The sequence below is a fragment of the Arthrobacter sp. BC5 genome (assembly GCF_056680255.1).
The window spans coordinates 2,000,020-2,012,803 of record NZ_CM155273.1; the positions used below are offsets into that span (position 1 = coordinate 2,000,020).

A 12,784-nucleotide genomic window follows, 5' to 3' on the forward strand; every position below is an offset into this window, starting at 1 on the left:
CGCTCAGACCTTGCCGAGCGTCGAGGAGGGGCGGAGGTAGCAGAACCAGGTGACGGCCAGCATCAGTGCGTACCCTCCGACGAAGCCGTAGAACGCGCCGTCGTAGCTTCCCGAGGCGCCCTTCGAGGCGTTCAGGACCTGGGGGATGAGGAACCCGCCGTAGGCGCCGACCGCCGAGATGAGCCCGAGGGCTGCCGCGGACTTGCGGGCCGTGCTGACGGATTCACGCAACTCCACCGATCCCGCCGACGCGCCCCGCCGGGCGAAGATGACGGGGATCATGCGGTACGTGGCGCCGTTGCCGGCTCCGGCTGCGGCGAAGAGGACGAGGAAGAGTGCGAGGAAGAGCCAGAAGTTGGCCAGGGGAAGGGTCCAGACGACGGTGAGGGCGATCGACGCCATGACGGCGAAGGCGCACACCGTGATGAGCGCGCCGCCGAACCGATCGGCCAGGCGTCCGCCGAAGGGGCGGGCGAGGGAACCGACGAGTGGACCGAGGAAGGCCAGGCCCAGCGTGACCGGGCCCATGGAGATCTGGGAGAAGGCGGGGAAGGTGTCGGCGATGAGCTTCGGGAAGACACCGGCGAAGCCGATGAACGAGCCGAAGGTGCCGATGTACAGCAGCGCCATGATCCACAGGTGCGGTTCCCGGACGGCTGCCAGGGACCCCGCGAAGTCGCTCCTGGCGCTGGACAGGTTGTCCATGTACTTCCAGGCACCGAAGGCGGCGGCCAGGATCAGCGGCACCCAGATCCAGCCGGCGAGCGGCAGGTTCAGGGTCGCGGCGGCACCGAGCACGACGGCGATGGGGACCACGAGTTGCGCGACGGCCGCTCCGAGGTTGCCGCCGGCGGCGTTCAGGCCGAGTGCCCAGCCCTTCTCGCGGGCAGGGTAGAAGAAGGTGATGTTGGCCATCGAGCTGGCGAAGTTGCCGCCACCGAAGCCGGCCAGTGCCGCGACCGCCAGCATCACGCCGAAGGGCGTCTCCGGGTCCGAGACGCACAGGGCGAGCCCGATGGTCGGGATCAGCAGGAGGAGGGCCGAGATGATCGTCCAGTTCCGCCCGCCGAATCTCGGCACCATGAAGGTGTAGGGGATGCGCAGGGTCGCTCCGACGAGGGACGGCATCGAGATCAGCCAGAAGATCTGCGACGTCGAGAAGGTGAAACCGGCGGCGGGCAGGTACACGACGACGATGGACCAGAGCTGCCAGACCACGAACCCGAGGAATTCGCAGGCGATGGACCACTGGAGGTTGCGCTTGGCGATGACCTTGCCGACGCTGTTCCACTGGGTGGTGTCCTCGGCGTCCCAGTTGTCGATCCATCGACCGGTCCGGTGGTCCAGGGCGGGGGCGCTCGCGGTCGCCGTCGGGCCGGGGGTGGGGGATGCTGCTTCGTCGATGCTCACGGAAGTCCTCCAGGGGTGGTGTTCCTGCTTTCCACCGACGCTAGTGAGCGTGCGTTTCCGGTCCTCGCGCGCCGCGTAAACGCTCCGTGACGTCCACCTATCCGGGGCCGGGCCTCATTGTGAGAACCCGGTCCGGCGAGGGCGCATCAGGGCACGACGACCAACGGGTTCTCCTGGCGGCCGCGCTCGCCGACTCGACGATCCGCGCACCTGTTTTGCCTACACGTGGGGAGCGCTCCGCGTGGAGCCCGGTGAAGGAGGGCGATTGCGCCGAAAGGAGGTCCTAGCGTCCGCCGTGGGCGGTGAGGGACCGGTACTGCGGGTTGTCCGCGAGGAACGAGAAGGCCATGGGACACTGCGGAACGAGGCTCAGGCGCCGTTTGTGGGCGTTGAGCACGATGTGGCGCATGAGGGTGCCGTCGACGCCCTGGTCACGGAACCCGGGCTGTTCCACGCCGTCACGGAGGACGATCTGCGCGCCGACCATCGTGTACTTCACGTACGCGGCCATCGTGCCGTCGATGAACAGCTCGAACCGGCCGTACAGGGGGTTGTCCCGGAACGTCTCCTTGGGCTGGTGCGCGGAGCCGCGTTCCATGGCCTGCTGCGCACGGTGTTCGAGCTCGTCGACGATCATGTCGTAGCGGTCGGTGGCGCCGGCAGGCGGGTAGGCAGTATCCATCAGCTTGTAGGCCTGGTTCACCATAACGCGGAGCTGCCTGGTCGACAGTGCTGCGAGGCCCTCGGGAGACAGATCCTCATCGAGCAGGGCGCTGTCACGCTCGTGTCGGGGGGTCTGCATGCCGGGAGGCTGGAGGCCGGCGGCCGCTTCGTCCATCACGGCGACGTCGCCCGGCACGGCGGATGCAGCCGTGGGAGTGGAGGCGGTTGGGACTGGGTGCAAGAGTTCGGTCATAGCCGTTCCTGTGTTCGTCAGAACCATGGCCTGTGGCTAGACCCCGGTGTCAGCACGAGACTATCGGTAAGACACCCGAAAACAAACTAAGTAGGCTTACAACCCCGCTGCGCCATCGGGACGGCGGTCCTCATCGGACCCACATCTCGATCTGTACCTGGGCGGCGAGGCGCCGCAGGGCCTGCACATCGTCGTCGGTGAATGGCCGCGGCCGGTCGTCGATCAGGCAGAGGGTGCCGATACGCCAGCCGTCTGCCGTGCAGATGGGGTGGCCTGCGTAGAAGCGGATCCTCGGACCGTCCGCGACAAGAGGATGGTCCCGCCATTCCGGGTGGATGCCGGCATCGGGAATGACCAGGGTGCGATCGTGTTCGATGGTCTTCGCGCACAGCGCGACCGAGCGCGGGAGGTTTTGCCCGATGGGTCCGACGACGGACTTGATGACCTGGAAGTCCTCCGTGATCAGCGCAATGGAGGCCGAGTTGACACCGAAGTGGTCCCGGGCCTGCCGGGTGATCCTGTCGAAGCGTTCCTCCGACCCGGTCTCGAGCAGTCCCGACTCGTACAGAGCCTGGAGGCGCCGGAACTCGGCTTCGTCCGGTTCGGCATCGTCTGGCCCTCCGGCTGTGGCATGAGTGGAATCAAGGGCTTGGGCGCTCGTGCTGACGGTGGTACTGGTGCTGTGGTCCCCGGCCGGTGGGGCGCTGAAGTCGTAGTCGTCGGGGGAGAGTGCCAGCATGCGGAGGTAGTCGCCGTATCCGGAGAAGGATGCTGCGTCCGCGTTGCTGTAGTGGGCGCCATCGGCCAGGGACCCGTTGCTGTCGAGCAGTTCGTTGATGGCCTGGGCGAGCAGGTCCCGCTGTGTCACCGGGAGCATGACCAGACCGGTCAGGTATCCCTGGATCTCGAGCTCGTCGGCACCGCCCGCGACGCCGAAGTAACTCGTGACGACATCATCGACAGTCAGGCCGGCCGCGCGCACGGTCTGGATCGCGCTCCACTGCTGCACATACTCGTCGAGCACGTTGATCTCCTCACCAAGTCGTCCGTGTGTCGCATGCCCGCGATCCGATCCGGATCTGCCCACCGATCAAGACTAGGCTCCTGGCGCGATCCGCCTCGCCGGTCTGTCCGCCACGAGCATCGGGGTCGACACGAGCCGCTGAACCTGCAAGGGGTGTCGGCTGACCTGCTGGAGTCAGGGATGAGGCGGGGTGCTGACCGGTGCAGTACCCCGCCTCGACCGGGAGCGGCAGTGGATCCGCTGCCCGAGAAGGCTCCCGTCGTTGCTAGCGCCTGGTCCCGTCGGTGTCGGTGTCGATGCGCTCTTCGCGGACGTTCTCGTTGACGGTGTGCTGCTCCGTGACGGTCTCCTTGTCCAGGCGGACCCTCTCGACGGGAACAGCTTCCTTCTCGACCACGGGGCGCTCGGCGGAGAGGACCACTTCGTGTTCCTCCTCGCTGATCTCAGGGCCGGCGAGGGCCTCGTCGCGGTTCGCGTCCGTGATCGGTTCCCGCTCCACGCGGACTTCTTCATGGCTGACCGGAACCGTGGTGCTGACGTTCTCCGTCACGACATGCTTGCGGAGCCGCGCGCGCCCGGTCTCCCGGGTCTCGGTGCCGACCCGCAGCTCTTCCTTCGAACGCGTCATCGCCTCGTCCGTGGTCGGACCCGAGGTGTCATGGCCGACGGCAGCGCGTGTACCGGCAGTCGTGTCCGTCGTGGTGCCGGTGGTCGTGCCGTTCCCGGTGCTGGTGCCGTGGAGGTTGTAGTGGCGGTAGAGCTCTTCTTCCTCGGCGGGGCTCAGGTGGCCGTCGCGTTCGACCGAGGGCGCCGCCTTGACCAGGCCCTTGTCATAGGGCACGCGCAGATCGTTGCCGTCGATCGATGCTTCCTGAAGGGGCACGAACGTCTCCTTCGTGCCGAAGAGTCCGGTGTTGACGGTAACCCAGCTCGGCTCTCCCGTGGTGTCGTCCACGTAGAGCTCGCCGATCGAGCCGAGCTTCTCGCCATCGGTGGTGTAGACCGTTCCCTTGCCCGTTGTGAGCTGGTCGAGGTTGTCGTTGCTGATCATCACTGCTCCTTGCCGTTGCTGGACATCTGCGAACCGAGCCGTTGAAGGCTTCTGGCCACTGTAGGCAAGACGAGAACAGATGACAAGCACCCTTACTATCGGGGCGGACAACGGTCCACGCCTTCGTCTCCGGCGCGGGAAGGCCCCCGCATCACGATCAGTACGACGGCGCTGCGGGCAGCCCGAAGTGCTCCTCGAGTGTCTGCGTCCCGGCCGCCCTCATCGCGAGCGAGACGTCCTTGCCCACGTACCGGAAGTGCCAGGACTCGGCCGAGAAGCCGGTGGTCTCATGGAAACCCAGGGGATAGCGGAGGATGAACCCGAACTCCGCGGCGTTCGCGGCAGCCCACTGAGCGGCGGGAGTGTCGCGGAAGCACAGCACCAGTGTGCAGGCGCCGTCGGACTGTCCGATGTCGAAGGCCAGTCCCGTCTGGTGCTCGGAGTAGCCAGGGCGCGCCGAGACCGTGTCCGCGCCTGCCGGATCGCCGTACTGGCCGACCCAGTAGGCGTAGGTCGACTCCTGGCTCGCATACGAGCGGTACCCGCTGACGAGCACGAGCCCGACGCCGTCGCCCTCCGCCGCTGCGAACATCTCCTCCACCGCTGCAGCCGTGTCGGGGCGCAGGAGCGCGTTCTCGGCGGCCGTCGCCACCGCGGGCAGGCGCAGCTCGGCGGGCGCGTAGTCCAGTGGTGCGAGCGGGCGGCGCTTGTTGACGACGACGCCCACGGACCCGGGATCGGCATGCTGATCGGCGGCTGCCGGCGGACCGGCCGCCGCACCCTCGCTCGTGACCGCGGGACCGGGTTCGCGCTGGGCCGGCGCCGGAAGACTGCCGGCGGGTGCGGTGAGGTCGCCGGCGGGCGCGACCGGCCCCGACGGCGGCGCTGATCCCGCGTCGGGCGACGGCACGACGGCGGTTCCCGTGTCCGCGCCGGCCGTCGGCCCGGGTGCCGAGCACGCCGGGAGCGACAGCGCCAGCAGGACGATCACCGCCGGCAGGATGCGCACGCTCAGGTCTTCCGGAGGAGCATGCGGCGGATGGAGTGGTCGGCGTCCTTCGTGAGGACCAGCTGCGCCCGGCCGCGCGTCGGCAGCACGTTCGCCACGAGGTTGGGTTCGTTGATGCGCTCCCAGATCCCCTTCGCCGTCTGGCGCGCCTCCTCGTCGGTCAGGTTCGCGTACCGGTGGAAGTAGGACTCGGGGTCGGCGAAGGCACCGGAGCGGAGGGACTGGAAGCGCTTGATGTACCACTGCTCGATGTGCGCGGTCTTCGCGTCCACGTAGATGGAGAAGTCGAAGAAGTCGCTCAGCGCCAGGCCCGTGATGCCGTCCGGCCGCGGCCGGGCGGGGGCGAGCACATTGAGTCCTTCGACGATCAGCACGTCGGGCCGCCGCACCACGACCTCGCGACCGGGCACGATGTCGTACGTGAGGTGCGAGTACGAGGGTGCGCGCACCTCCGCCGCTCCGCTCTTGACCTCGCTGACGAAGCGGAGCAGGCGACGGCGGTCGTAGGACTCCGGGAATCCCTTGCGCTGCATGAGGCCGCGCCGCTCGAGTTCGGCATTCGGATACAGGAAGCCGTCCGTGGTGATGAGTTCGACGTCCGGGGTGTCCGGCCAGCGCCGCAGGAGCTCCCGCAGCACCCTCGCAGTCGTCGACTTGCCCACCGCCACGGAACCGGCGACGCCGATCACGAACGGGGTCCTGGTGGTCGTCTCGCCGAGGAACGTATTGGTGGCCGCGTGCAGCTCGCCGGCAGCGGCCGTGTAGAGGTTCAGCAGGCGGGAGAGGGGGAGGTAGACCTCCCGCACCTCGTCGAGGTTCAGCGCGTCCCCGAGGCCGCGCAGGCGCTGCACGTCCTCGACGTTCAGGGGGCTCTCGATCTCGTTGGACAGGCGGGACCACATCTGGCGGTCCAGTTCGACGAAGGGTGTGAAATTCTCGGCACTCGTGGCCTGTTGCGTGCCCGTGCTTCTGTCACTCACCCGTCGATTCTGCCCGGTGCCCTGCGCATTAACCAATCCAGCCACCGGTACGCTATAGGACATGTGTGGAATTGTGGGATACGTAGGCCGGAACCACGGCCAGGCTTCATCGGCGCTCGACTCCGTCGCTCCGGCCTTCGATCATGAGCCGGCCGAAGCGCAGCACGGGGCGCTCGACGTCGTCATGGAGGGCCTCCGGCGCCTCGAGTACCGCGGGTACGACTCCGCGGGTGTCGCGGTGATCACACCGGCCGGCATCGAGTCGCGCAAGAAGGCCGGCAAGCTGACGAACCTCGTCGACGAACTGGCGGCGGATCCGCTGCCGCGTTCGCTCACCGGGATCGGGCACACGCGCTGGGCGACCCATGGCGGGCCCACCGACCAGAACGCGCACCCGCACCTCGCCGACGGCGGCAGGCTCGCCCTGATCCACAACGGCATCATCGAGAACTACGCCGAGCTCAAGGCCGAACTCACGGGTGAAGGGCTGACCTTCCTCTCGGACACCGATACCGAGGTGGCCGCCGGACTCGTCGGGTACATCTACCGTGGGCTCGTCGAGAGCGGAGCGCAGGGCGACCTCCTGACCCTCGCCCTGCAGCAGGCGTGCCAGCGGCTCGAGGGCGCCTTCACCCTCCTCGCCATCCACGAGGACCAGCCCGGCGTCGTCGCAGCGGGTCGTCGCAACTCGCCCCTCGTCGTCGGCCTCGGCGACGGCGAGAACTTCCTCGGCTCCGATGTCTCGGGCTTCATCGACTTCACGCGCCGCGCCGTCGAACTCGGCCAGGACCAGATCGTCACCATCACGCCCGACGACGTCACCATCACCGACTTCTTCGGCGCTCCCGCCGAAGGCAAGGAGTTCCACGTCAGCTGGGACGCCGCCGCCGCCGAGAAGGGTGGCTTCGATTCCTTCATGGAGAAGGAGATCCACGACCAGCCGCTCGCCGTCGGACAGACCCTGCTCGGGCGGTCGGACGTCTCGGGCAACCTCGTGCTCGACGAACTGCGGATCGACGAGTCGATCCTGCGCTCGGTCGACAAGATCGTGGTGCTTGCGTGCGGCACGTCCGCGTATGCCGGCCAGGTGGCCAAGTACGCGATCGAGCACTGGTGCCGCATCCCGACCGAGGTCGAGCTGTCCCACGAGTTCCGCTACCGCGACCCGATCGTGAACGAGAAGACCCTCGTGGTCGCCATCTCGCAGTCCGGCGAGACCATGGACACGCTCATGGCGGTCCGCTACGCCCGGGAGCAGGGTGCCAAGGTCGTCGCGATCTGCAACACCAACGGTTCGACGATCCCCCGCGAGTCCGACGCCGTGCTGTACACCCACGCCGGCCCCGAGATCGCCGTCGCCTCGACGAAGGCCTTCCTCGCGCAGATCACCGCCGCCTACCTGCTCGGCCTGTACCTCGCCCAGCTGCGGGGCAACAAGTACCGCGACGAGATCGCCGACGTGCTGGCGGACCTCGCGGAGATCCCCGCGAAGATCCAGGCCATCCTCGACGACGCCGACAAGATGAAGCAGCTCGGCGCGGACATGGTCAACGCCAAGTCCGTGCTCTTCCTCGGCCGCCACGTGGGGTTCCCCGTGGCCATGGAGGGCGCGCTCAAGCTCAAGGAGCTCGCCTACATCCACGCCGAGGGTTTCGCCGCAGGCGAGCTGAAGCACGGGCCGATCGCTCTGATCGAGGAGGGCCAGCCCGTGGTGGTGGTCATGCCGTCCCCGAAGTCACGGGACTCGCTGCACCCCAAGGTCGTGTCCAACGTCCAGGAGATCCGCGCTCGCGGCGCCGTGACGATCGTCATCGCCGAGGAGGGTGACACCTCTGTCGAGGCCTACTCGGAGCACGTGTTCTACGTGCCGGGGTCGCCCACGCTCCTTGCTCCGCTGCTGACGACCGTCCCGCTGCAGATCTTCGCCCTCGCCCTCGCCAGCGCGAAGGGCTACGACGTGGACCAGCCCCGCAACCTCGCGAAGTCGGTCACGGTTGAGTAGTTCCACCCCGGTGCCGCCACGGGTCTCCGTGGCGGCACCTCGAGGGGCGTCCGCATGATCGTGGGCATCGGGGTCGACGTCGTCGACATCGAGCGCTTCCGGCAGCAGCTCGAGCGGACCCCCGCCCTCGTCCAGCGGCTCTTCGTGCCGTCCGAACGTAAGCTCAACACCCGCTCCCTCGCTGCGCGCTTCGCCGCGAAGGAGGCCGTGGCCAAGGCCCTGGGCGCCCCGGTGGGCATGAACTGGCAGCACTGCACCATCGCGGTGGACGAGGCCGGCGCGCCGTCCGTCGTGGTGGACGGGACCGTCGCGGCTGCCGCCCGCGCCCGCGGCGTCGAGACGTGGCACCTGTCGATCAGCCATGACGGCGGCCTTGCCACGGCGATGGTCGTAGCGGAAGGACTTGCTCCGTCCCGGGGCAGATAGTAACCGTACTGATTATCGGCCGGCTTACCGCTAAGCTCGGACATATGCTCCAAGCATTTTCCGGAGGTGACGTCCGCGCTGCGGAGGCACCCCTCATCGACGCCGGCCAGGGGAACGCCCTGATGCAGAAGGCTGCCCACGGCCTGTTCGGCGTCGTCCTCGGTCTGCTGCGGGATGCCGGGCGGGGGACCTACGGGGCCACCGCCGTCGTCCTGGCCGGGAGCGGCAACAACGGCGCGGACGCCCTGTATGCGGGCGAGCGGCTCCTGCGCAGGGGGGTCGGCGCGACGGCGATCCTGACCTCCGAGCGCGTGCACGCCGCCTCGCTCGAGGCCTTCACCAGAGCCGGCGGCACGACGGTCCGGCTCGACGACGCCGACACCGCGGACCTCGCCGCGCACGCGGCGGCTGCCGACATCCTCATCGACGGCATTCTCGGTACCGGTGCGAGCGGGGGCCTCCGCGGCGCATCCGCAGATTTCGCCGAGGCGTTCGGCCGCGCAGCCGGGGCACGCGGCCGGCGCTCCACGATCGTCGTCGCCTGTGACCTGCCGAGCGGGATCGGCGTCGACTCGGGCCTCGTCGACGGACCGGTCCTCTCCGCGGACGCCACCGTCACCTTCGGGGCCGCCAAACCCGGCCTGCTCCTCGGCGATGGCGCCGTGGCCGCCGGTGAACTGAACGTCGTCGACATCGGCCTCGACCTCTCCTCCTTCGCCCCTGCCGCACGGAGCCTGCTCGACACCGACGCCGCGGCCCTCCTGCGCGTCCCCGGTCCTCGCGACCACAAGTACTCACGCGGGGTCCTCGGCGTCGCCGCCGGATCGGCCCGCTACCCGGGAGCGGCCGCACTCGCCGTCGGTGCTGCCCTGGCGACCGGCGTGGGCATGGTCCGCTACCTCGGCCCCGCCGCCGTCGCAGGCCTGGTCCACCAGCGGAACCCCGAAGCGGTGGCGTCCACCGGGTCGATCGCGGAGGAGCGGTCGCAGGCCTGGCTCGTCGGCCCGGGGGCCGTGGACGACGACGACCAGCGCCGGCGTGCCGAGGACGCGATGCGTTCCGGCCTGCCCGTCGTCGTCGACGCCGGCGCCCTGGCCCAGGTGCCGGAGCACGTGGGTCCGCAGGTCGTCCTGACGCCCCACGCCGGCGAGTTGCGCCGGCTCCTGGCTGAGCGCGGCGTGGATGCCGAGCGGTCCGCCATCGAGGCCGAGCCCGCGCATTTCGCACTGCGGGCAGCCGAGACCACCGGTGCCACGGTGCTCCTCAAGGGGTTCACGACCGTCGTCGCGGCACCCTCCGGCACCCTGTTCGTCCAGGCCGACGCGACGCCCTGGCTCGCCACCGCCGGTTCCGGGGACACGCTCTCCGGGATCGTGGGGGCCCTCGCTGCAACGCTCGCCGGGGACGACGGTGCGGCAGGCCGGATCGGCGTCGCGCAGGAGGACCTGTGGGCCGCGATCGCGGCGGCCGGGGCTCTGATCCACGGCAGGGCGGGGCAGCGTGCCGCGCTGCGCGGCCCGGTGGTGGTCTCGGACCTGCCCGCAGACATCGGAGCCGTCGTCGCGGACCTCCTCGAGGAGCGTCGCCTAGCGATGTGAGTGCCCCGATTTACCTGACCGACAGATGAATGCGCTATGTATGGAGCAAGCCCGGGGCACACGGCCCCCGACGCCTGCGAGTATCACCGCGGCCGCCCTGTGAGGCGGCAGCGGCAGAAAAACACCAAGGAGAACCTCATGGAACTATGGCCCGGCGATGCGTATCCCCTGGGAGCGACCTACGACGGCACGGGGACGAACTTCGCGCTCTACAGCGAGGTCGCGGATCTCGTCGTCCTCTGCCTCTTCGACGAGGACGGCACCGAGACCTGCGTCGAGCTCAAGGAGGTCGACGGCTATGTCTGGCACGGCTACCTGCCGCAGGTGAGCCCCGGACAGAAGTACGGCTACCGGGTCCACGGACCCAACAACCCGGCCGAGGGACACCGTTGCAACCCGAACAAGCTCCTCCTGGACCCCTACGCGAAAGCCATCTCGGGTGACCTCGACTGGGACCAGGCGCTGTTCGGCTACAACTTCGGCGACGAGAACTCCGTCAACAACGAGGACTCCGCGGCGCACATGATGCTCGGCGTCGTCGTGAATCCGTTCTTCAACTGGGACGGCGACCGCATGCCGCGTACGCCCTACCACCAGTCCGTGATCTACGAGGCCCACGTCAAGGGCCTCACCCAGCTGCACCCCGACATCCCCGAGGAGCAGCGCGGCACCTACGCCGGCATCGCGCACCCCTCCGTCATCGCACACCTGCAGAAGCTCGGCGTCACCGCCATCGAGCTGATGCCGGTCCACCAGTTCGTCAATGACAGCACGCTGCAGGAGAAGGGCCTCTCCAACTACTGGGGCTACAACACCATCGGCTTCTTCGCGCCGCACAACAAGTACAACTCCTCGGGGGACCAGGGCGAGCAGGTCCAGGAGTTCAAGGCCATGGTGCGCGAGCTCCACCTCGCGGGCATCGAGGTCATCCTCGACGTCGTCTACAACCACACGGCCGAGGGCAACCACATGGGCCCCACCATCTCGATGCGCGGCATCGACAACGCGTCCTACTACCGCCTGGTGGAGGACGACAAGCAGTACTACATGGACACCACGGGCACGGGCAACTCGCTCAATGTCGGTAACCCGCACTCCCTGCAGCTGCTCATGGACTCGCTGCGCTACTGGGTCACCGAGATGCACGTGGACGGCTTCCGCTTCGACCTCGCCTCCGCCCTCGCCCGCGAGTTCTACGAGGTGGACCGACTCTCGGCCTTCTTCGAACTCGTGCAGCAGGATCCGATCGTCTCGCAGGTCAAGCTCATCGCCGAGCCGTGGGACGTGGGCCCCGGCGGGTACCAGGTGGGCAACTTCCCGCCGCAGTGGACCGAGTGGAACGGCAAGTACCGCGACACGGTCCGCGACTTCTGGCGCGGAGAGCCTTCCAGCATCGGCGAGTTCGCCTCGCGCCTCACCGGCTCGGCGGACCTCTACGAGCACTCGATGCGCCGTCCCGTCGCGTCCATCAACTTCGTCACGGCCCATGACGGCTTCACGCTGCGCGACCTCGTGTCCTACAACGAGAAGCACAACGAGGCCAACGGCGAGGACAACAACGACGGCGAATCGCACAACCGTTCCTGGAACGGCGGCGTCGAGGGACCGACGGACGATCCCGAGGTGCTCGCCATCCGCGTGCGGCAGCAGCGCAACTTCATCGCGACCCTCCTGCTCTCGCAGGGCGTCCCGATGCTGCTCCACGGCGACGAACTGGGACGGACGCAGGAGGGCAACAACAACACCTACTGCCAGGACTCCGAGCTCAGCTGGGTGCACTGGGACAAGATGGACCAGCCGCTGCTCGAATTCACCGCGGCAGTCAACCGCCTGCGGTCCGAGCACCCGACGTTCCGCCGTCGCCGGTTCTTCGACGGTCGCCCCGTGCGCCGCGGCGAGGGCGAGGCGCTGCCGGACATCGTATGGCTCGACACGTCCGGTGAGCTCATGGCGCCCGAGGACTGGAACAGCGGCTTCGGCCGTTCGATCGGCGTCTTCCTCAACGGCCAGGGCATCCAGGGCCGGGACGCGCGCGGACAGCGGATCGTCGACGCCAACTTCCTGCTGTACTTCAACGCCCACGACGAGGCCGTGGACTTCACGATCCCTTCGGACGAGTACGGGACGTCCTGGGACGAGGTGATCGACACCGCCGGCAAGTACGCGGACAGTGATGCGATCCCGGCCGGCAAGACCATCTCCATCGAGGGCAAATCGATGGTGGTCCTGCGGGCCCACTCCGAGATCGAGGACCTCGATCACTCGGTCGCCGCTTCCCTCGCGATCCTGGCCAACGAAGTCACGGCCAAGACCGGCACGCCCTAGCACCACCCCTCGCCAGGCACACCCATCCCACCGTCCCAGGAGG

The 12,784-nt window shown here is 68.4% G+C and carries 10 protein-coding genes; 4 read left to right on the forward strand and 6 right to left on the reverse strand.

Annotated features, from left to right (window positions below; all coding sequences use genetic code 11):
* Positions 1-3: 3 nt before the first annotated feature.
* From AC1MFI_RS09335 to coaA, 6 genes are all read right to left on the reverse strand, one after another.
* Positions 4-1,410 (reverse strand): MFS transporter, encoded by a 1,407-nt coding sequence (locus tag AC1MFI_RS09335; RefSeq protein WP_479816350.1) that lies wholly within the window; start codon positions 1,408-1,410, stop codon positions 4-6.
* A 283-nt stretch (positions 1,411-1,693) separates the two neighbouring features.
* Positions 1,694-2,326, reverse strand: a complete 633-nt coding sequence (locus tag AC1MFI_RS09340) for a GNAT family N-acetyltransferase (RefSeq protein ID WP_479816351.1) — start codon at positions 2,324-2,326, stop codon at positions 1,694-1,696.
* Between the two features lie 130 nt (positions 2,327-2,456).
* Positions 2,457-3,350: a GAF domain-containing protein gene (locus AC1MFI_RS09345; protein ID WP_479816353.1), complete on the reverse strand. Its 894-nt coding sequence runs from the start codon at positions 3,348-3,350 to the stop codon at positions 2,457-2,459.
* 265 nt (positions 3,351-3,615) lie between these two features.
* On the reverse strand, positions 3,616-4,401 hold the full coding sequence (locus tag AC1MFI_RS09350) for a DUF2382 domain-containing protein (RefSeq protein WP_479816355.1): 786 nt from the start codon (positions 4,399-4,401) through the stop codon (positions 3,616-3,618).
* A gap of 157 nt (positions 4,402-4,558) precedes the next feature.
* On the reverse strand, positions 4,559-5,410 hold the full coding sequence (locus tag AC1MFI_RS09355) for a M15 family metallopeptidase (protein ID WP_479816356.1): 852 nt from the start codon (positions 5,408-5,410) through the stop codon (positions 4,559-4,561).
* 2 nt (positions 5,411-5,412) lie between these two features.
* On the reverse strand, positions 5,413-6,390 hold the full coding sequence (coaA, locus tag AC1MFI_RS09360; RefSeq protein WP_479816357.1) for a type I pantothenate kinase: 978 nt from the start codon (positions 6,388-6,390) through the stop codon (positions 5,413-5,415).
* A gap of 61 nt (positions 6,391-6,451) precedes the next feature.
* Between coaA and glmS the strand changes: the two genes are divergently transcribed.
* The 4 genes from glmS to glgX all read left to right on the forward strand — a co-directional run bounded on the left by glmS (position 6,452) and on the right by glgX (position 12,741).
* Entirely contained in the window at positions 6,452-8,392 is a 1,941-nt protein-coding gene (glmS, locus tag AC1MFI_RS09365; protein WP_479816358.1) for a glutamine--fructose-6-phosphate transaminase (isomerizing), read from the forward strand.
* A gap of 54 nt (positions 8,393-8,446) precedes the next feature.
* Positions 8,447-8,818, forward strand: coding sequence for a holo-ACP synthase (locus AC1MFI_RS09370; protein ID WP_479816360.1), 372 nt, complete (start codon positions 8,447-8,449; stop codon positions 8,816-8,818).
* 44 nt (positions 8,819-8,862) lie between these two features.
* Positions 8,863-10,416: a bifunctional ADP-dependent NAD(P)H-hydrate dehydratase/NAD(P)H-hydrate epimerase gene (locus tag AC1MFI_RS09375; protein WP_479816362.1), complete on the forward strand. Its 1,554-nt coding sequence runs from the start codon at positions 8,863-8,865 to the stop codon at positions 10,414-10,416.
* 138 nt (positions 10,417-10,554) lie between these two features.
* Positions 10,555-12,741, forward strand: coding sequence for a glycogen debranching protein GlgX (gene glgX, locus AC1MFI_RS09380; RefSeq protein ID WP_479816364.1), 2,187 nt, complete (start codon positions 10,555-10,557; stop codon positions 12,739-12,741).
* Positions 12,742-12,784: the final 43 nt, after the last annotated feature.